Origin of the sequence: Pseudodonghicola sp. (assembly GCF_048268305.1) — a bacterium.
Classification (GTDB): domain Bacteria; phylum Pseudomonadota; class Alphaproteobacteria; order Rhodobacterales; family Rhodobacteraceae; genus Pseudodonghicola.
Window position 1 is genome coordinate 358,098 of the sequence record NZ_JBLWVT010000001.1, and the last position, 18,392, is coordinate 376,489.

At 66.6% G+C, this 18,392-nt stretch carries 23 protein-coding genes; 15 read left to right on the forward strand and 8 right to left on the reverse strand.

Going from position 1 to position 18,392, the window contains the following annotated elements; translation table 11 throughout:
* Window positions 1-122: 122 nt before the first annotated feature.
* The 4 genes from irrA (at window position 123) to ACN0V4_RS01755 (ending at window position 2,519) form a co-directional block, all read left to right on the forward strand.
* Window positions 123-560 carry an iron response transcriptional regulator IrrA gene (gene irrA / locus ACN0V4_RS01740; protein WP_417672784.1) on the forward strand — a complete coding sequence of 146 codons (438 nt, stop codon included), beginning with the start codon at window positions 123-125 and terminating at the stop codon, window positions 558-560.
* 44 nt (window positions 561-604) lie between these two features.
* Window positions 605-1,405 (forward strand): phytanoyl-CoA dioxygenase family protein, encoded by an 801-nt coding sequence (locus tag ACN0V4_RS01745; RefSeq protein ID WP_417672785.1) that lies wholly within the window; start codon window positions 605-607, stop codon window positions 1,403-1,405.
* 108 nt (window positions 1,406-1,513) lie between these two features.
* On the forward strand, window positions 1,514-1,972 hold the full coding sequence (locus ACN0V4_RS01750; protein WP_417672786.1) for a methylated-DNA--[protein]-cysteine S-methyltransferase: 459 nt from the start codon (window positions 1,514-1,516) through the stop codon (window positions 1,970-1,972).
* A gap of 79 nt (window positions 1,973-2,051) precedes the next feature.
* A complete protein-coding gene (locus tag ACN0V4_RS01755) occupies window positions 2,052-2,519 on the forward strand; it encodes a hypothetical protein (protein WP_417672787.1) in 468 nt (155 codons plus the stop codon).
* 14 nt (window positions 2,520-2,533) lie between these two features.
* Here the strand turns inward: ACN0V4_RS01755 and ACN0V4_RS01760 are convergent, their stop codons facing one another.
* The 4 genes from ACN0V4_RS01760 to fsa all read right to left on the reverse strand — a co-directional run bounded on the left by ACN0V4_RS01760 (window position 2,534) and on the right by fsa (window position 5,967).
* Window positions 2,534-3,238: a CDP-alcohol phosphatidyltransferase family protein gene (locus ACN0V4_RS01760; protein WP_417672788.1), complete on the reverse strand. Its 705-nt coding sequence runs from the start codon at window positions 3,236-3,238 to the stop codon at window positions 2,534-2,536.
* Window positions 3,239-3,409: 171 nt separating this feature from the next.
* Window positions 3,410-4,333, reverse strand: a complete 924-nt coding sequence (locus tag ACN0V4_RS01765; RefSeq protein WP_417672789.1) for a tyrosine recombinase XerC — start codon at window positions 4,331-4,333, stop codon at window positions 3,410-3,412.
* Window positions 4,330-5,040: a DUF484 family protein gene (locus ACN0V4_RS01770; RefSeq protein WP_417672790.1), complete on the reverse strand. Its 711-nt coding sequence runs from the start codon at window positions 5,038-5,040 to the stop codon at window positions 4,330-4,332. Before ACN0V4_RS01770 ends, ACN0V4_RS01765 begins: the two co-directional genes overlap by 4 nt.
* Window positions 5,041-5,313: 273 nt before the next feature.
* Window positions 5,314-5,967: a fructose-6-phosphate aldolase gene (fsa, locus tag ACN0V4_RS01775; RefSeq protein ID WP_417672791.1), complete on the reverse strand. Its 654-nt coding sequence runs from the start codon at window positions 5,965-5,967 to the stop codon at window positions 5,314-5,316.
* Window positions 5,968-6,061: 94 nt separating this feature from the next.
* Between fsa and ACN0V4_RS01780 the strand changes: the two genes are divergently transcribed.
* Entirely contained in the window at window positions 6,062-8,260 is a 2,199-nt protein-coding gene (locus tag ACN0V4_RS01780) for a primosomal protein N' (protein WP_417672792.1), read from the forward strand.
* Between the two features lie 124 nt (window positions 8,261-8,384).
* Here ACN0V4_RS01780 and ACN0V4_RS01785 read toward each other — a convergent pair whose 3' ends face one another.
* From ACN0V4_RS01785 to ACN0V4_RS01795, 3 genes are read right to left on the reverse strand one after another with little or no spacing between them, the layout of a single operon-like run.
* Window positions 8,385-9,161: an anti-sigma factor family protein gene (locus ACN0V4_RS01785; protein WP_417672793.1), complete on the reverse strand. Its 777-nt coding sequence runs from the start codon at window positions 9,159-9,161 to the stop codon at window positions 8,385-8,387.
* Between the two features lie 2 nt (window positions 9,162-9,163).
* Window positions 9,164-9,679: a sigma-70 family RNA polymerase sigma factor gene (locus tag ACN0V4_RS01790; protein WP_417672794.1), complete on the reverse strand. Its 516-nt coding sequence runs from the start codon at window positions 9,677-9,679 to the stop codon at window positions 9,164-9,166.
* A 22-nt stretch (window positions 9,680-9,701) separates the two neighbouring features.
* Window positions 9,702-10,082, reverse strand: a complete 381-nt coding sequence (locus ACN0V4_RS01795; protein ID WP_417672795.1) for a hypothetical protein — start codon at window positions 10,080-10,082, stop codon at window positions 9,702-9,704.
* A gap of 217 nt (window positions 10,083-10,299) precedes the next feature.
* Here ACN0V4_RS01795 and ACN0V4_RS01800 point away from each other — a divergent pair, with 217 nt between their 5' ends.
* The 3 genes from ACN0V4_RS01800 to ACN0V4_RS01810 all read left to right on the forward strand — a co-directional run bounded on the left by ACN0V4_RS01800 (window position 10,300) and on the right by ACN0V4_RS01810 (window position 12,951).
* On the forward strand, window positions 10,300-11,535 hold the full coding sequence (locus ACN0V4_RS01800; RefSeq protein WP_417672796.1) for an MFS transporter: 1,236 nt from the start codon (window positions 10,300-10,302) through the stop codon (window positions 11,533-11,535).
* Between the two features lie 84 nt (window positions 11,536-11,619).
* Window positions 11,620-12,492: a 50S ribosomal protein L11 methyltransferase gene (locus ACN0V4_RS01805; protein WP_417672797.1), complete on the forward strand. Its 873-nt coding sequence runs from the start codon at window positions 11,620-11,622 to the stop codon at window positions 12,490-12,492.
* A gap of 105 nt (window positions 12,493-12,597) precedes the next feature.
* A complete protein-coding gene (locus tag ACN0V4_RS01810) occupies window positions 12,598-12,951 on the forward strand; it encodes a hypothetical protein (protein ID WP_417672798.1) in 354 nt (117 codons plus the stop codon).
* A 120-nt stretch (window positions 12,952-13,071) separates the two neighbouring features.
* Here ACN0V4_RS01810 and ACN0V4_RS01815 read toward each other — a convergent pair whose 3' ends face one another.
* Complete coding sequence (locus tag ACN0V4_RS01815; protein ID WP_417672799.1) at window positions 13,072-13,290, reverse strand: DUF1127 domain-containing protein; 219 nt, start codon at window positions 13,288-13,290, stop codon at window positions 13,072-13,074.
* Window positions 13,291-13,632: 342 nt separating this feature from the next.
* Here ACN0V4_RS01815 and ruvC point away from each other — a divergent pair, with 342 nt between their 5' ends.
* The 7 genes from ruvC (at window position 13,633) to tolR (ending at window position 18,392) form a co-directional block, all read left to right on the forward strand.
* Window positions 13,633-14,136, forward strand: a complete 504-nt coding sequence (gene ruvC, locus ACN0V4_RS01820) for a crossover junction endodeoxyribonuclease RuvC (protein WP_417672800.1) — start codon at window positions 13,633-13,635, stop codon at window positions 14,134-14,136.
* A complete protein-coding gene (gene ruvA, locus ACN0V4_RS01825; protein WP_417672801.1) occupies window positions 14,133-14,819 on the forward strand; it encodes a Holliday junction branch migration protein RuvA in 687 nt (228 codons plus the stop codon). The genes ruvC and ruvA overlap by 4 nt, the downstream gene beginning before the upstream one ends.
* A 35-nt stretch (window positions 14,820-14,854) precedes the next feature.
* On the forward strand, window positions 14,855-15,874 hold the full coding sequence (ruvB, locus tag ACN0V4_RS01830; RefSeq protein WP_417672802.1) for a Holliday junction branch migration DNA helicase RuvB: 1,020 nt from the start codon (window positions 14,855-14,857) through the stop codon (window positions 15,872-15,874).
* A 227-nt stretch (window positions 15,875-16,101) separates the two neighbouring features.
* Complete coding sequence (locus ACN0V4_RS01835) at window positions 16,102-16,725, forward strand: hypothetical protein (RefSeq protein WP_417672803.1); 624 nt, start codon at window positions 16,102-16,104, stop codon at window positions 16,723-16,725.
* A complete protein-coding gene (ybgC, locus tag ACN0V4_RS01840; RefSeq protein ID WP_417672804.1) occupies window positions 16,722-17,123 on the forward strand; it encodes a tol-pal system-associated acyl-CoA thioesterase in 402 nt (133 codons plus the stop codon). Before ACN0V4_RS01835 ends, ybgC begins: the two co-directional genes overlap by 4 nt.
* Window positions 17,124-17,216: 93 nt before the next feature.
* Window positions 17,217-17,912: a protein TolQ gene (tolQ, locus tag ACN0V4_RS01845; protein ID WP_417672805.1), complete on the forward strand. Its 696-nt coding sequence runs from the start codon at window positions 17,217-17,219 to the stop codon at window positions 17,910-17,912.
* Between the two features lie 3 nt (window positions 17,913-17,915).
* Window positions 17,916-18,392 (forward strand): protein TolR, encoded by a 477-nt coding sequence (tolR, locus tag ACN0V4_RS01850; RefSeq protein WP_417672806.1) that lies wholly within the window; start codon window positions 17,916-17,918, stop codon window positions 18,390-18,392.

Genomic DNA, 18,392 nt, shown 5'->3' on the forward strand with positions numbered 1-18,392 from the left:
CTGCGCAAGGCGCGCGCTTTGGGCGCAGCAGGTGTTGCCGCCTTGTTGCGACTGAAAATCATTTGTGTTTCCCAGAGGCCGGGGCCTATATATATGGCTATCAAGACCAACGGAGCCGGAAAATGACGTCGGACGCGACGGCATACGCCACGGAAACGGATTATGCGACAGAATGGCTGTCCAGCGCCGGGCTACGCCCGACGCGGCAACGGACATCTCTGGCAGAGTTGCTGATCGGCGATGGGCAGCATCGCCATGTCACCGCCGAAAGCCTGTTCGAGGCCGCGAAAGCCAAGGGCGTGGCGGTCTCGCTGGCGACGGTCTACAACACGCTGCGCGCCTTTTGCGAGGCCGGCGTTCTGAACGAGATCACCGTTGACGGGTCGAAAAGCTATTTCGACACCAATACCCGCGATCACCCGCATTTCTATTGGGAAGACGAGGGGCGGCTGTCGGACGCGCCCGCCGATCAGCTTCAGATCTCCTGCCTGCCCGATGCCCCCGACGGCGCCGAAATCGCCGCCGTCGAGGTGGTGATCCGCCTGCGCCGCAAGCGCTGAGGCGCGAGAGCCCCGGTTTCTTTCCCCATCTGCAGGAGCACCCCATGCCCCATCCTCTCGTGACGCCCGAAATGATCGAGACATTTCAGCGTGATGGCGTCGTGCTGGTCAAAGGGCTCTTCGCCGATCAGGTGGATCTGCTCCGACGCGGGATCGAGGCGAATATGGCCGCACCGGGCCCCTATGCGTCGAACAACGAAAAGGCGGGGCAAACCGGGCGCTTCTTCGACGACTATTGCAACTGGCAGCGGATCCCCGAGTTCGCCGAGGTGGTCGCCGCCTCGCCGGTGGCCGAGGTGGCGGCGGATCTGATGCGATCCGAGACCGTGCAGATGTTCCACGATCATGTGCTGGTGAAGGAACCCGGCACCTCGATGGCCACCCCCTGGCATCAGGACGGGCCCTATTACTTTGTTGATGGCCGTCAGACGATCAGCTTCTGGTCGCCGCTTGATCCGGTGCGCGAGGCGACGCTGCGCTGCGTCGCGGGATCGCATCTGTGGGACAAGGAAGTGCTGCCGACCCGCTGGGTCTCGGAAGCGGGTTTCTTTCCCGACGAGGGGCAGTACATGCCGGTGCCCGATCCCGAGGCGGAGGGCATGCGGATCGTCGAATTCCCGATGGAGCCGGGTGATGCGGTGGCCTTCACCTATCGTATCCTGCACGGGGCGCGCGGCAATACCAGCACGGCGCGGCGGCGGGCCTTCTCGATCCGGCTGGTGGGGGATGACGCGCGCTATGTCGAGCGGCCGGGGCCGACCTCGCCGCCGTTTCCGGGGCATGACATGGAGCCGGGTCAACGGTTGCGCGCGGATTGGTTTCCGCCGATCTGGCCGCGCGCCTAGCAAGGGGGCGCTGCCCCCGTCGCGGCCATGGCCGCGCCTCCCCCGCCGTATTTGAACCGAGAAGAAGAGGCGCTTGCGCGCACGGCGCAGATTGGTCAGGCTGGCGCCATGGCGACGATCCGGGTTCCAACGCAGTTCGGTGTGCTCTCCGTCACGGCGGAGGGGGAGGCGATCCTGCGCGTCACTTGGGATGCGCCGGCGGAGGGCGAGGAAAGCGCGCTGTTGCGCGAGGCGGCGGCGCAGATCGCTGCCTATGACGCCGGGCGGCTGACGCGGTTCGATCTGCCGATGCGGGTGGAGGGGACGGCGTTTCAGCGGGCCGTCTGCGCCGCGATGGCGGCGATCCCCTTTGGCGAGACCCGAACCTATGGCGAGATCGCGGCCGAGCTTGGCGCGCCGGCGCGCGCGGTCGGCGGCGCCTGCGGTGGTAATCCGATCCCGGTGCTGATCCCCTGTCACCGGGTGATGGGGGCGGGCGGGCGGCTCACCGGCTTTTCCGGCGCCGGCGGGGTGGAGACCAAGCTGGCGCTGCTGCGGCATGAGGGCGCGGGCGGCTTTCTGATCTGAGGCCGCCGGCAAATCCCGATTGCATTTGACGCGCCGGCACAGCACCTTGGGCGCAATCCCGAGGAGAAGGACAAGACTGATGAGCAAACCGCAGGACCGCGCCGCGCAGAAGCAAGCCGTGCAGGATGGGCTGTTGGCGCTGGAGACCAGCGAGCTGGAAAGCGCGCGGGAGCATCTCGAGGCGCATATCAAGGAATCCGTTCTGGACGAACGCGAGGTGCGTGATACCGACGATCTGGCCGACTCGAGCGAGAGCGTCGATCTGGCCGAGGCCTTCACCCATCCGGTGCAGACCCATGAGGCCAAGGTGGACGTGATCGAGAACCTCGATTTCTCGCTGACCGACAGGGTGCGCCCCGGCGCCGTCGTGGTGGTCGACGGCCGGCATTTCATCGTCGCGGTCTCGACCCGTCGGTTCGACGTGGGCGGGGTGACCTATATGGGGATTTCCGAGGAAAGCCCGATCTACAAGGCGATGGACGGGCTGGCGGCGGGCGAGAGCTTCAGCCTCAACGGGCGTGAGATCACCATCGACGAGGTGTTCTGAACCCGCGCGCGCGATTACCCGGCCGGCTTCTGGCGGGCCGGGATCACCTGCTGGGCGATGCCGGCGAAGAGCAGATAGAGCGTCGTCAGCATCAGCCCCCAATGGGCCCAGCTTTCGGGGTGGAAATCGACCCAGGCGGCCCAGCCGGCGAAGAAGGTCCAGGCCAGCGCCACCGGCAGGGTCACGGCGCGCCAGCGTTCGGTCCGCACCGGGTGGACGAATTTCAGCGGCAGGAACATTGCCACCGCAAGGGCGGTGACGAAGGCCAGGATCACCCAGAAGTTCGGCTCCAGCGCGAAGATCACCAGCACCGCCATGTTCCAGCAGCCGGGGAAGCCCTTGAAGGAATTGTCCTTGGTCTTCATCCGGGTGTCGGCGAAATACATCGCGCTGGCGAAGGTGATGACGATGATCGCCACCCAGCCGGTCCAGCCGTCCATCAGCCCGGATTTGAACAGGGCGAAGGCCGGGATGAAGACATAGGTCAGATAGTCGATGATCAGGTCGAGCAGCACGCCGTCGAATTCCGGTGCGAAACGCTTGACGTGATAACGTCGTGCCATTGGCCCGTCGATGCCGTCGACGAAGAAGGCCACGACCAGCCAGAGGAACATCAGGCTCCATTTCTCCTCGACCGCGGCGAGCATCGCCAGCATGGAGAAGACCGCGCCGGTGGCGGTGAAGAGGTGGACGGAGAGGGCGCGCATCTGTGGTGTCATGCAAATGTCATGCCGCAGATGCGGGCAAAGCGCAAATGGTTGCGACGGGGAAAGCGGCGCGGATCGCGGCCTCGGCCGGAGTTTCCGCCCCTGGGGGCGGCGGCGGCCGGTCTCCTGCGTCTTTGGGAAAATAGTCAAGTTCCGTCGCCCCGGCGCTGCAGCCGCTGGGGATCAGGCCTTGGGGTGGGTGCGGTCATAGACCTCCATCAGCCGGGCGGTGTCGACGGCCGTATAGGCCTGGGTGGTCGAGAGCGAGGCATGGCCCAAAAGCTCCTGGATCGCGCGCAGATCGCCGCCGGCCTCCAGCAGGTGGGTGGCAAAGCTGTGGCGCAGCGCATGTGGCGTGGCAGTGGCGGGCAGGCCCAACTGCATGCGCACCTGCGCCATCACCCCCTGGATGTTGCGGGCGTTCAGCGCGCCACCCCGCACGCCGCGGAACAGCGGCGCCACGGGCTCTTTCGGATAGGGGCAGAGGTTCAGGTAATGATCGACCGCGCCGCGCGCCGCCGGCAGGACCGGCACCACACGTTCCTTCTGCCCCTTGCCGAGGATGCGCAGCGAGGCGCCGAGCGGGGCGTCGGCGCCGGTCAGCCCCAAGGCCTCGGATATCCGCAGGCCGCAGCCGTAGAGAAGCGTCACCACCGCCGCGTCGCGCGCCGCGACCCAGGGCGTCTGCGATTGCAGCTCGACCGTGTCGATCACCGCGCGGGCGGCATCGGGGGCCAGCGGGCGCGGCAGTTTCTTCTGGAATTTCGGCGCCCGCGCCGTCAGCACGGCGGTGGGATCGAAGTTCTCGCGTTCAGCCAGCCAGCGATAGAAGCTTTTCACCGCCGACAGCTTGCGGGCGAGCGAACGGGCCGAAATGCCGGTGCCGCGGGCCTGCGCCATCCAGGCGCGGATTTCGGGCGTGGTGATCCGCTCCAGCGCGCCCAACCCCTGTGGGCCGCCGCGATGCGCCGCCATGAACGACAGAAAACCCGCCACATCGCCGCGATAGGCCGAAAGCGTGTGATCCGAGGCATCGGCCAGCGCACCCTGGCGGTCCAGCCAGGTCTGCAGCGCATCGCGGCAGGCGGCTGAGATCTCGAGGCTCATGCCAGCCAGAGGCGCATCCTTCGTTCGAAGACGCCGGCGAAGAAGGCGAGAAGGTCGGTGCCGTGTTGCGGGGTGAACTGATGCGGGTCTTCCGAGCCCATCACCAGCAGGCCCGGCAGCCGGCCAAGACCGAAATCGAGCCGCAGGCAGGCCTCGGAACGCATCCAGTCGGCGGCGGCACCATAGACGCGGTCGGAACCGCGCTGCAGCTGGCGCAGGGTGACCGGACGCGGCTGGCCGGGGCGGCCGTGGCTGACATAGCGGTCGACAAAGCCGGGCTCGGCCACCGCCAGCACGTTGTCGAGCCGGCTGATCGCCGGATCATCGGTGCCGTTTTCGGTTGATTCGAGCACCAAGCGGATGGCGTCGATGCGCAAGATTTCCGCCACCTCGCCGCCGAGATCGCGCAGGAAAACCTCGAACTCCATCGGCTCCAGCAGGCGCAGGATGGCGCGATGGATGATATTGGTGCCGGCGAGGTTCTCATAGGCGGCGGCGATGACGCTGCGGTGGGTATCCTCCAGCCGGTCGAGCCGCGCCTCGAGCCGCTCCATGGCGATACCGCGAAGGTCGATGATATTGCCACCCATCGACCGTTCGTTGGCGTCGATCAGCGCATGCATCACATCGCGGTCTTCGAGGATCGCATCGGGGCGGGCGATGATCGCCGCGCGGAGGGAATCGTCGAGTTTCGGACTGCTGCTCATCTCGGCCTCGTGTCATCTGGCAATGTTATACCATGGGTTTTGGGGATTGCCCGCGAAAATTGCAGTCGGGCCGCCCCGGGGCGGCGGAAGCATGCGCAGGGATGGGGGCAGAGCAAGGCGTTGCTACCGAATCTGGTGGGGGGCGCCTGCAGGGCAGGCTGGCCCCGCCGGCCGGGCCAGCCTGAGGCGAGGATCGGGCCGGGATCGGGCCAGGATCAGGCCGGGGTGTGGCCCGCGCACGCGGCCGAAGCCGATCGCGCGCGGGGCACTGTCTTACAGGATCTTCTGCCCGGTCTTGGCCCAGTCGGCCATGAAGGCGGCCAGGCCCTTGTCGGTCAGCGGATGCGCCGCCATCGCCTTGATCACGGCGGGCGGTGCGGTGATCACATCGGCGCCGATCTTGGCGCATTCGGTGATATGGTTCACCGTGCGGATCGAGGCGGCGAGGATCTCGGTCGCGAAGCCGTAGTTGTCATAGATGGTGCGGATATCCTCGATCAGCTGCAGACCGTCGAGGTTGACGTCGTCGAGCCGCCCGATGAAGGGAGAGATGAAGCTCGCCCCCGCCTTGGCCGCCAGCAGCGCCTGATTGGCCGAGAAGCAGAGCGTCACGTTGACCATGCGGCCCTCGCCCGACAGCACCTTGCAGGCCTTCAGCCCGTCCCAGGTCAGCGGCACCTTGACGGCGATGTTCTCGGCGATCTCGGCCAGCTTGCGACCCTCGGCGATCATCGCCTCGGCCTCGGTCGCCACCACTTCCGCCGAGACGGGGCCGTCGACCAGATCGCAGATCTCCTTGGTGACCTCGAGGATGTCGCGCCCCGATTTCATGATCAGCGAGGGGTTGGTGGTGACCCCGTCGACCATGCCAAGATCGTTCAGCTCGGCGATGGCGTCGATTTCTGCGGTATCAACGAAGAATTTCATGCGGGCATCCTTTGATGGGTTGGCCTTGCTCCGGCTTGGCTTTACCCCATAGGGCGGAATGCGGAAAGCCCCTGTGCAGGGCGGAAGACGGGATATGACGACAGAGCGGGACATGTTCGATCAGGGCGATCTGGTGGCGGTGCAAACCACTCAGCCGCTGGACCGCACGCTCGATTACCGCGCGCCGGAAGGCGGCTGTGTCCTGGGGGATTTCGTCGAGGTGCCGCTGGGCCCCCGCAAGGTGCTGGGGGTGGTCTGGGGGCCGGGCAGGGGGGATTTCGACCGCTCGAAAATCCGCCCCGTCACCCGGGTGCTCGATGTCGCGCCGATGCGCGAGGAGCTGCGCCATTTCCTGACCCGTGCCGCCGAATACACGCTGACGCCGATGCCGGCGATGCTCAGGCTGGCGACGCGGGCGCCGGGACTGGGCGACCCGCCTTCGATGCGCAAGATCTACCGCAAGGGCGGCGGCGCCCCCGATCGGATGACCGATGCCCGCCGTCGGGTGCTCGAGGTGCTCGAAGAATACGGCGGGCTGGCCTTCACGCTCCACGAGCTGTCCGAGATGGCCGGCGTCACCACATCGGTCATCAAGGGGCTGGTCAAGCAGGGCGCCGTGCGGGAGGAGGACAGCCCGCGCGATCTGCCCTTCCCGACGATGGACCCGAGCCTCTCCGGCAAGGAACTGACCGAGGATCAGGCCGCCGCCGCCGCGGTGCTGCGCGATCACCTGCGCTCGGGCCGCTATGGCACCACCCTGCTCAAGGGCGTGACCGGATCTGGCAAGACCGAGGTCTATATGGAAGCGGTGGCCGAATGTCTGGCGATGGGCAAGCAGGCGCTGGTGCTCTTGCCGGAAATCGCCCTGACCGCCGGCTTCATCACCCGGGTCGAGGCGCGCTTTGGCGCCCGCCCGGCCGAATGGCATTCCGGCGTGACCGTGACCGAACGCCGCCGCATCTGGCGCATGATCGGCCAGGGCGGTGCCCAGGTGGTGGTCGGCGCCCGCTCCGCCCTGTTCCTGCCGTTCCGCGAGCTGGGGCTGATCATCGTCGATGAAGAACACGACAGCTCCTACAAGCAGGAGGACGGGGTTCTCTACAACGCCCGCGACATGGCGGTGCTGCGCGCCGCCGGCGCCGGTGCCCGGGTGGTGCTGGCCAGCGCCACGCCGTCGCTGGAAAGCTGGGCCAATGCCGAGGCCGGCAAATACGACCGGCTCGACCTCAAGGCGCGGTTCGGCGTCGCCGTCCTGCCGGAAATGCGGGCGATCGACATGCGGGCCGAGAAGCTCCAGCCCTCGACCTGGATTTCCCCGACCCTGCGCCAGGCGGTGCGGGCACGGCTGGAGAAGGGCGAACAGTCGCTCCTATTCCTCAATCGCCGCGGCTATGCCCCGGTCACCATCTGCCGCGCCTGCGGCCATCAGATCGGCTGCGATCACTGCGACGCGCGGATGGTGGAACACCGGTTCCAGAACCGGCTGATCTGCCACCAATGCGGCGAGACCAAGCCGATGCCGACCGTCTGCCCCTCCTGCGGGGTGGAGGGCAAGCTCGCTCCGGTCGGTCCCGGCATCGAGCGGCTGGCCGAGGAAACCGCCGCCGCCTTCCCCGAGGCGCGGCTGGCGGTGCTCAGCTCGGACCTCTTCGGCTCTGCCCGGGCGCTGAAGGAGAAGATCGAGGAGATCGCCGCCGGCGCCGCCGATATCGTCATCGGCACGCAATTGGTCGCCAAGGGGCACAACTTTCCGCTTCTGACCTTGGTGGGGGTGATCGACGCCGATCTCGGCCTGCAGGGATCCGACCTGCGCGCCGCCGAACATACCTTCCAGCTGATGCGCCAGGTCGCCGGCCGCGCCGGGCGGGCGGAGCTGCCGGGGCTGGCGCTGCTGCAGACCTTCCAGCCGGACCACCCGGTGATCCGCGCCATCCTCTCGGGCGACGAGGAAGGCTTCTGGCGCGCCGAGGCGGCCGAACGCCAGGCCGCAGGCGTGCCGCCCTATGGGCGGATGGCGGGCATCGTGATCTCCGGCACCGATCTGGCGGCGGTCTTCGATCTGGGCAATACGCTGGCGCGCAACGACGGGGCGCTGCGGGCGATCGGCGCCCAGGTCTTCGGCCCGGCGCCGGCACCGATCGCCCGGGTGCGTGGCCGCCATCGCATCCGGCTGCTGATCAAGGCCGCCAAGGGCGCGCCGCTGCAAGAGGCGATCTCGCGCTGGCTGGCGCCCCTGCGGCTGAAGGGCGATCTGCGCCTCGCCGTCGACATCGACCCGCAAAGCTTTCTCTGACCCGCTCCGGTCCTCTCGGTGGCCCGGCCCTTTTTCTAGCTGAAAATATCCCCGCCGGAGGCTCCCGCAGCTTGCCGCTTGCGCGCGGCCGGTCGGGTTGCACCATTGCCGCCTCGTCCCTGGCTCAAAGCATCTGGTCGTAGGCCTCGCGGGCCACTTCGCGCAGGCTGTCGCGGGGGATTTGGCCGACCACCGCATAGCCGAGGCTGCCCTCCTGCCAGTAAAGCCCCTGGGTCGGCCCCTCTTCGGCATAGCGAAAGGCGCTGTTGGCCGGGGTCTTCTGCGGCGCCACATAGAGGGTGAGCCGCTGACCTTGGGCATTTTCATACATGAAGAGCCCGGCGGTGCCGTCTTCCGAGGGCAGCACGCGACCGCCCATCAGCGCGAAGCCCGAGGCCGAGAGGTCGGGGGGCACCAGTCGGGTGCCAACCCGTTTCGAGATCCAGGTCTCCAGATGGTCGCGCTGGCTGGCCGGCACCTCGACCGGGTGGATCACCTCGACCACATAGGTGTCATAGGCCTTGAGCGCGGCCTGGGCGAGGGAGAGGTCGGTGGCCGGCGGCGCCAGCACGCCACGGCCGACCCAGCCGCCAAGGCCGCCGACTGCCAGCAGGATTAGCGCGGCGACAAGGCTGCGCGGGAATTCGCGTCGTGCTCGGAGCGGGGGCGCCGCGAGCGGGCGGTGCAGCGCCGCGGTCAGGCGTTGGGGGACCGGGGTGTCCGGCAGGGGGAACAGGTGGCGCAACGCCTCGTCCTGCTGCGCCCAATCGGAAAGCAGTGCCTGCGCCGCGGGATCGGCGGCTAGGCGGTCGGCCAGCGCGCCGCGCTCCTCCTCGGGCAGGATGCCATGGTGATAGGCGAGCAGATCTTCGTCCGTCAGCGGGGGAATACGATGGGGCATGGTCAGAGTCTCCCACCCGGGCGGGCCGGGGGCTTGGCGGGGCGGCCGGTCATCTGCCGCAGGCTGGCGCGGGCGCGGGCGAGACGCGACAGCAGGGTGCCGCGTGGGATGTCGAGCGCGGCGGCGGCCTCGTCGATGCTGGCACCGTCGAGCGCCACCAGCAAAAGTGCACGGCGCTGGTCATCGGGCAGCCGGGCGATGGCCGCGCCGGTTTCGCGCAGGGCCATATGGGCCTCCTGCCCGGCGGCTGTTGCGGGTTCGACCGGCAGATCCTCGACCGGCACCAGGTGGCCGGGGCGCGCGCTGCTGCGCATCAGGTCGCGGTGGCGATTGATCAGGATGCGGAACACCCAGGCCCGTAGGCTTGCATCGGGGCGGTGTCGGGAAAGCGCCGCCACCGCCCGTTCCAGGCAATCCTGGACGAGATCGTCGCCCGCTTCCGCGTCGCCCCGCATCAGCGCGCGGGCATAGCGGCGCAGGCTTGGGATCAGGGCTTCGATCTCGTCCAGCTCGGTCATGCGTGATCAGCTCCGGCGGCGATCAGGGCCGCGCCAGATGCCAGACCTCCTTGACCCCGTCGCCGGAGATATCGCCGGGTTTGGCATCCTTCACCCAAGTGTAGAGCGGCATGCCCATGTGGGTCCATTGCCGGCTGCCGTCCTTGCGCGGGATGATGCCGAAGGCGCCCTCGGGCTGGGCGTCGGCGCTGGCCAGCAGTGGCGGCCAGTTGCTGGCGCAGGCCTCATAGCAGGTCGAACTGTCGGGCTGATCCTTGTCGAAGGTGTAAAGCGTCATGCCGGCGGCATCGGTCAGGACCGGGCCCTTGGCGCTGTCGCCGGTCAGGACCGGCGGCGCGGCGAAGGCGGCGGTGGCGAGGAAGGTGGCCAGGCTGGCGGCCAGCGCGAGGGACGGGCGTTTCATCGGTTTCTCCTGTTGGACAAGGGCCGGTCGTTCTGACCGGCCTGACAAGAAGACGACCCCAGCGCGGAAATAATCCCCCGGCATCGTGATTTTTCGCAGGTTCCCACGGCTTTGCCGATGCAATGCCGCCCGTGCAAAGCGTGCTCGCGTCATCTTCGTGCCGGGAGCATTATTTTCCATCTCGTCAGATTTTGGAAACCGGCGTAAGAGCATGGGCATGAGACGCGCAATTACCCTTGCCGAGGCCCGCGATCTGCCGGTCTGGCGCCGCCCCACCGCCCTGTTGTTCCTGATGGCCCTGGCGATGCCGGTGGCCTTTTCGACCTGGTCGGCCCTGCTGAACAACTTCGTCATCGAGGCGGCGCATTTTAACGGCAGCGACATCGGCTGGTTGCATACGATACGCGAGATCCCGGGCTTTCTGTCGATCGGGGTGATCGCCGTGCTGCTGATCGTGCGCGAACAGGTGCTGGCGGTGGTGTCTCTTGTCCTTTTGGGGGTGGCCACGGCGCTGACCGCCTATTTCCCCTCGCTTGGCGGCATCCTGATCATCACCTTCCTCAGCTCGGTCGGCTTTCACTATTACGAGACGGTGAACCAGTCGTTGCAATTGCAATGGCTGCCGAAGGACCGGGCGCCGAAGATGCTGGGCTGGCTGTTGACGGTGGGGTCGGGGGCGACGCTGGTCTCCTATGCGGCGATCGTCCTGCTGTGGGAGCCCTTGGGGCTGACCTATAACATCGTTTACATGGTGGCCGGTGGCACCACGGCGGTGGGGGCGGTTCTGGCTTATCTTCTGTTTCCGCAGTTCAAGGCCGACACGGTGCAAAGCAAGAAGATGGTGCTGCGCCGGCGCTACTGGCTCTACTACGCGCTGCAGTTCATGGCGGGCGCACGGCGGCAGATCTTCGTGGTCTTCGCCGGCTTCATGATGGTCGAGCGGTTCGGCTTCAACGTGCATGAGGTGACCTCGCTCTACATGATCAACCTGGTGGCCAACATGATCTTCGCGCCGCTGGTGGGGCGTGCCGTGGTCCGCTGGGGCGAGCGGCGGGCGCTGATCGTCGAATATTCCGGGCTGGTGATGGTGTTCCTGGCCTATGGCGGCATCTATTTCTTCGGCTGGGGCGTGGTGCTGGCCGCCTCTCTCTATGTGATCGACCATATCTTCTTTGCCATGGCGCTGGCGCTGAAGACCTATTTCCAGAAGATCGCCGATCCGGCCGATATTGCGCCGACCGCGGCGGTGGCTTTCACCATCAACCATATCGCTGCGGTCGTGCTGCCGGCTTCGCTGGGCTATCTGTGGATGATCGCGCCCGGGGCGGTGTTCGGGCTGGCGGCGGGGATGGCGGGGATCTCGCTCTGTCTTGGTCTGCTGGTGCCGCGTCACCCCGAACCGGGGCACGAGACGCGGCTGACCCGGCGGCTGGCGCCGGCGGCGGCAGAATAACTGTCATCCGGCAGGGGGCGTAGTATGCTTGACCTCGCGCGCCTGCGGCCCTAGGCCCGGCGCGACAGTTATCAGGAGTTTCCGATGCCGACCTTTACCGCCCTGACCACCCTGACCGGAAAGAAGCAGGCCGAGGCGTTGGCCGAGGCGATGGAGGGACTGGAGCCCGAACCCACCGGCGTCGGCATCTTCGAGATCGAGGACGGATCGGGCCTGTGGGAGGTCGGCGGTTATTTCACCGAAAGCCCCGATCTGGTTGAGCTGGCGCTGCTGGCGGCGGCCTTCGGCGCGAGGGACTTCGCGGTTTCGGAAGTGCCGGAAACCGACTGGGTCGCCCATGTGCGCCGTGAACTGGCGCCGGTCGAGGCCGGGCGGTTCTTTCTTTATGGCAGTCACGATGCCGACAAGGTGCCCGGCGATTGCATTCCGCTGCTGATCGAGGCGGCGATGGCCTTCGGCACCGGCCACCATGGCACCACGCTGGGCTGCCTCAGGGCGCTGGACCGGCTGATGACGCAGGGTTTCGTGGCTGGCAAGGTCGCCGATATCGGCTGCGGTACCGCCGTGCTGGCGATGGCCGCCGCGCGGGTCTGGGATGGCACCTTTGTCGCCAGCGATATCGACCAGGTCGCCGTCGACGTGGCCGAGGCGAACCTCAAGGCCAATGGCATGGAAGGGCAGGTTCATTGCGTCGAGGCGGCCGGTTTCGACCATCCGGATATTACCGCCAATGCGCCCTATGATCTGATCTTCGCCAATATTCTCAAGGGGCCGCTGGTGGCGCTGGCCCCCGATCTGGCGGCGCATCTGCGCCCCGGTGGCTATGCGATCCTGTCGGGGATTCTGAACGAGCAGGCCGATGAGGTGCGTAAGGTCTATTTCCAGTCCGGGATCAATTTCGTCGAAGACGAAAAGATTGGTGACTGGACGACGCTGCTTTTGCAGAAAAAGGCATGAAGCGGGCGAGTTTTAGAATAATTTGAGACAATTGCCCGATTTCTGCCATACTTCAGCCTGACCCTTGCCCCGGCTCTGACGGGGCCAGCGAAAGGAGAGGCTGTCGTGACCCATCAGGAGATCGAGTTTCATCAGCGCGTGGAGCGGCTGAGCCGCAGGCATGCGGCGCTGGTGCATGGGGCCGACACCTATCTGCGAGCTGACGGGCTGCTGGTTGCGGCGCCGCGCCGGCGCTGGTCGGGGCGGGCCGGCTTGTCGATGAAGGCGCTGGCGCTTTGCGTGCTCGCCTTTATCCTGTTCAAGGGGTTTCTGATCGTCGCGGTCGGGGCGGTGACCTATGACAGCCGGGTCGAACGTCTGGCGCAGGGCACCCCGGCCGAGGCGATCGGCGCCTGGGCGATGCAACGCGAGCCGGTATCGGACTGGCTGGCGCAGGAAATGCGCCGCTGGCGCTTCTGACGGCCTTTCCCGCTTTCCGGAAATCGGATCCCAAGAAAGAGGAAACGCCGCGCGACCGATCGGATCGCACGGCGTTTCAGTCTCGTCCCGACAAACGGGACGGAGGGAATTGAGATCGCCTCAGTAGAGCGCTTTGCGCTGCGCGACGAAGTCGATATCGCCACGGTTCAGGCCGATGTCTTCCAGTTCACGGTCGCTGAGTGCGGAAAGCGCGTTGCGGGTGACGCGGGCATCGTTCCAGGCGGCGACGGCGGCGATCACGTTGCAGATGGCGGCGCCGATGCGACCGAACAGAGCGGCCGAGCCATAGGTGGTGCGGTTGGAGTCGAAAGCGGCCATTTGACCAAGTCCTTCTAAGCAAGAATGAAGTATGTTTCGTTTCTGCGGCGCACATAATCTGACCAAATTGCGTGCGCAATCCAGGTGACCTGCATAGTTCGTATGCGGTTTATGCATGTCTTCTGCGCTGCGGCGAAGGCGGGCGGAACTGTTCCTCAAACCGCGAAGAAACCGGCGCGGATATGATAAAATACCTCCTGCATCCGAAGAAACGAGCGTTTTGCTCGAGGCCAGCGCAAGAACCTTCTGCAAGCCTTTTCTGGAGGCGAATTTCTTGGACGATGTTCGCCTTTCGTGCTACTGCATCAAAAAAGCAACAATTCCGGGCGGAGCCGGGCAGTCATGCGAATTTTGGGCATTGATCCGGGGTTGCGGACCCTCGGCTGGGGCGTGATCGAATCACGAAACGGGCGGCTGAGCCATGTTGCGAACGGGTTGTGCAAGTCTCTGGCCTCTGAGGATCTGGCGCTCAGGCTGTTGTCGTTGCACCGGCAACTGGCCGAAGTGATCGCCAAGTTCCTGCCCGATGAGGCTGCGATCGAACAGACTTTCGTCAACAAGGACGGGGTGGCGACGCTGAAACTGGGCCAGGCGCGGGGGGCTGCCTTGTTGACGCTGGCCCAGGGCGGACTGCGGATCGGGGAATATGCTCCCAACAAGGTGAAGAAGACCGTGGTGGGCGTCGGCCATGCGGCCAAGGAACAGGTGATACATATGGTCAAGCTGCAACTGCCCGGCTGCGATCCGGCCGGTCCCGACGCGGCCGATGCGCTCGCCATCGCGATCTGTCACGCCTATTACGGCGGCTCCCAGGCCGGGATGCGCCTGCGCGAGGTGGGGGCATGATCGGGCGGCTGACCGGGCGGATCGGGTATCGGGCCGAGGATCACGTGCTGATCGACGTCGGTGGGGTGGGCTATCTTGTCTATTGCTCCGACCGGACCCTGGCCACCCTGCCTGGAGTGGGCGAGGCGGTCTCGCTCTATACCGATCTGGTGGTGCGCGAGGATCTGATGCAGCTCTTCGGCTTTCCGACGCTGGTGGAAAAGGAATGGCACCGGCTGTTGATGAGCGTTCAGGGCGTCGGCGCCAAGGTGTCGCTGGCGATCCTCGGCACGCTGGGGCCCGATGGCGTGGGTCGCGCCATCGCGCTGGGGGACTGGGCGACGGTGAAGGCGGCCAAGGGGGTGGGGCCGAAGACCGCGCAGCGGATCGTTCTGGATCTCAAGGACAAGGCACCGGGGGTGATGGCCCTGGGCGGCTCGATCATCGAGGCGATGGACGGGCCGGAGCCCGCGCCGGTGGTCGAGGTGGTTGAGCCGACCGGAGCGAAGCCGAGGAAGCCCGCGGCCAAACCCCGCGCCACCTCAGCCAGCGCCCAGGCCGATGCGCTTTCGGCCCTGTTGAACCTCGGGTATGGTCCCTCCGAGGCCGCCGCCGCCGTGGCGGAGGCGGCGGGCGACAACCCCGAGGCCACCGAGGCGACGCTGATCCGCGCAGCGCTGAAGCTCTTGGCGCCGAAAGGGTAGGGGATGCGCGTTATATATAAGTGGAAAACGGCAGGATGACCGATCCCGATCCCACCCTGCGGCCCGACCCCCTGCCCGAGGACAACGACCGTGCGCTGCGCCCGCAGGTGCTCGACGACTTCATCGGCCAGGCGGAGGCGCGGGCGAACCTGCGCATCTTCATCCAGTCGGCCCGCCAGCGCGGCGAGGCGATGGATCACACGCTGTTCCACGGCCCCCCGGGGCTGGGCAAGACCACGCTGGCGCAGATCATGGCGCGGGAACTGGGGGTGAACTTTCGCATGACCTCGGGCCCGGTGCTGGCCAAGGCCGGCGATCTGGCGGCGATCCTGACCAATCTCGAGGCGCGCGATGTTCTCTTCATCGACGAGATTCACCGGCTGAACCCGGCGATCGAGGAGGTGCTCTATCCGGCGATGGAGGATTACGAGCTCGATCTGGTGATCGGCGAAGGACCGGCGGCGCGCACCGTGCGGATCGAGCTTCAGCCCTTCACCCTGGTCGGTGCGACGACGCGGATGGGGTTGCTCACCACCCCCTTGCGCGACCGCTTCGGCATCCCGACCCGGCTGCAGTTCTATACCGAGGACGAGCTTTATGAGATCGTGACGCGCAACGCCCGCAAGCTGGGCGCGCCGGCCGATCCCGATGGCGCCCGCGAGATTGCCCGGCGCGCCCGTGGCACGCCGCGGATCGCCGGACGTCTGCTGCGTCGGGTTGTCGATTTCGCGGTGGTCGAGGGCGATGGCACCATCACCCGCGATCTGGCCGATCACGCGCTGACCCGGCTGGGGGTGGACCGGATCGGTCTCGACGGTGCCGACCGGCGGTATCTGAGCCTGATCGCCGAGAATTACGCCGGCGGCCCGGTAGGGATCGAAACCCTGTCCGCGGCGCTGTCCGAAAGTCGTGATGCGCTTGAAGAGGTGATCGAACCCTATCTGCTGCAACAGGGGCTGATCCAGCGGACCCCTCGGGGCCGGATGTTGGCGCAAAAGGCCTGGGATCACCTCGGCCTGCCGATGCCCAGGCGGCAAAGCGATCTGTTCAGCTGATCCCCGTTCCGGGAGGCCGCGCCGAACGGGTCTTGCCTGTGAGAAGTTGCCACGCGGAGGGGGGCTTGGTTGGGGTGTTGAGGCGCCCCTGCGGGGCGTGCCTCCGGCGGCCGTATTTGGGACGAAGAGAAGCAGCAGGCGGCGCCATATTGCCGCGACGCAGCGCCTCGGTTGCGGGGGCGGTCCCGGGGGGGTAGGACTCGGGCGACGGACAAGGAGGCCCCGACGTGACACCGCAGGAAATCGAAGCGCTGTTCACCCGTGAGAGCGGCGATTTCCTGTTCGCCCGCTGGGGCAGGCCGATCGCGCCGGTGGTCTTCGGGGTCGAGGAGGAGACGCTGCGCGTCGTCAAGGGCGCTTTCGAGGCGGTGGCGGCGCTCTCGGGTCACAAGCTGGCCGAGACCGATCCTGAGCTTGGCAGCAATTGCATGGTCTTCTTCTTCCGCGACTGGAACGAGTTGCTGGCGGTGCCGGGGCTTGACCGGATGCTGCCCGATCTTGATGCCTTGCTGGGCCGGCTCGAGGCCCAAGGGGCCAATCAGTACCGCGCCTTCCGCTTTGACGCCGCAGGCGCCATCAAGGCGGCCTTTGTCTTCCTGCGCATGGACAAGGCGCTGTTGCGCCTGCCGGCGGAGGAATTGGCGCTGGCCCAGGTGGTGCAGGTGTTTCTGCTATGGTCGGACCGCGCCTTTCGCGATCGCTCGCCACTGGCCGTGGCGGGAGACAAGATCATTCTGCGCCCCGAGATCGCCGGGCTGATCCGGGCGGGCTATGATCCCGTGCTGCCGGCGGTGGCACGCGATCCGGCTCAGGCGCTTAGGCTTTTTGCCCGGATGGAGCTTGCCCAATGACCGTTCACCGCTATCCCGTCCGGGTCTATTACGAAGACACCGACATGGGCGGGATCGTCTATCATGCCAATTACCTGCGCTATATCGAACGCGCCCGCAGCGACTGGGTGCGCCAGCTTGGCAACGACCAGAACGCCATGCGCGAGGCGGGCATCGTCTGGGGGGTGCGCAAGATCGAGGCCGAGTATCTGGCCACCGCGAAATTCGAGGACGAGCTGACCGTCGAGACCCATCTGCGCGAGCTGTCGGGGGCGCGGCTGACCATGGATCAGGTGGTCAAACGAGGGGATCAGCCGATCTTCACCGCCTCGGTGATGGCGGTCTGCATGAATGCCGCGGGCAAGCCGGTGCGCCTGCCAGCGGAGATTCGCGCATTGCTTCAAGCCGACGTCGACTGAGCACGAGGGGAATGGTGTTTATCCACAGACTAGGCTAGAATCGCGCAAATCAGGCCGGCGAAAGAATCCGGCCGAAGAGGCATGAGCAGGCTTATGGAAGCAGACACTCTGGCGCTGGCGCAGCAGATGGATTTCTCGCTGTGGGCGCTTTTTGCGCGGGCCACCTTGATCGTGAAGCTGGTGATGGGCCTTCTGGTCTTCGCCTCGTTCTGGTCATGGTCGATCGTGATCCAGAAACTTATCACCTATCGCGCCGCGCGCACCGAGGCCTCGGCCTTTGACGAGGTCTTCTGGTCGGGCGAGCCGCTGGATGGGCTGTTCGAGGAAATCGGGCCGCAGCCCGAGGGCGGGGCGCAGAAGGTGTTTTCCGCCGGGATGGTGGAATGGCGCCGGTCGCACCGCAACGACGGCGGGCTGATCGCCGGGGCCCAGGCGCGAATCGACCGCAGCATGGATGTGGCCATCGCCAAGGAAAGCGAGGGGCTGCAGAAGGGGTTGCCGGTGTTGGCGACCGTCGGGTCAACCGCGCCGTTCATCGGGCTGTTCGGCACCGTCTGGGGCATCATGCACGCCTTCATCGAGATCGCGGCGCAGCAGAACACCAACCTTGCCGTGGTGGCGCCGGGCATCGCCGAGGCGCTGCTGGCGACCGGGCTTGGCCTTCTGGCTGCCATTCCGGCGGTGATCTTCTACAACAAGCTGAGCGCGGACAGCGATCGGATCATCGGCGGCTATGAGGCTTTCGCCGACGAATTCGCCACCATCCTCAGCCGTCAGCTGGACGCCTGAGCCATGGGCGCGGGCGTTCAGGCGCAAGACTCAGGCGGCGGACGGCGGCGCGGGCGCGGCCGGCGCCGCGCGCGCCCGATGGGGGAGATCAACATCACCCCCTTCGTCGACGTGATGCTGGTGCTGCTGATCATCTTCATGGTGGCGGCGCCGCTGATGACGGTCGGCGTGCCGGTCGAGCTGCCGAAGACGGCGGCGGGTGCGCTTCCGGGCGAGCAGGAAGAGCCGCTGACGGTGACCATTACCGCCGATGGTGAAATCCAGATCCAGACCACGCCGGTGCCTTGGGACGAGCTGGTCACCAAGCTGCGCGCCATCGCCGCCGAACGTGGCAGCGATCGGGTCTATCTGCGCGCTGCCGGTGCGATCCCCTATGAGACGGTGATGCAGGTGATGGGTGCGCTCAATGCAGGCGGGTTCTCCAATGTCGGTCTGGTGACCGATACCGGTGGGCCGACTTTGGACAAGAAGGCCGGGTGA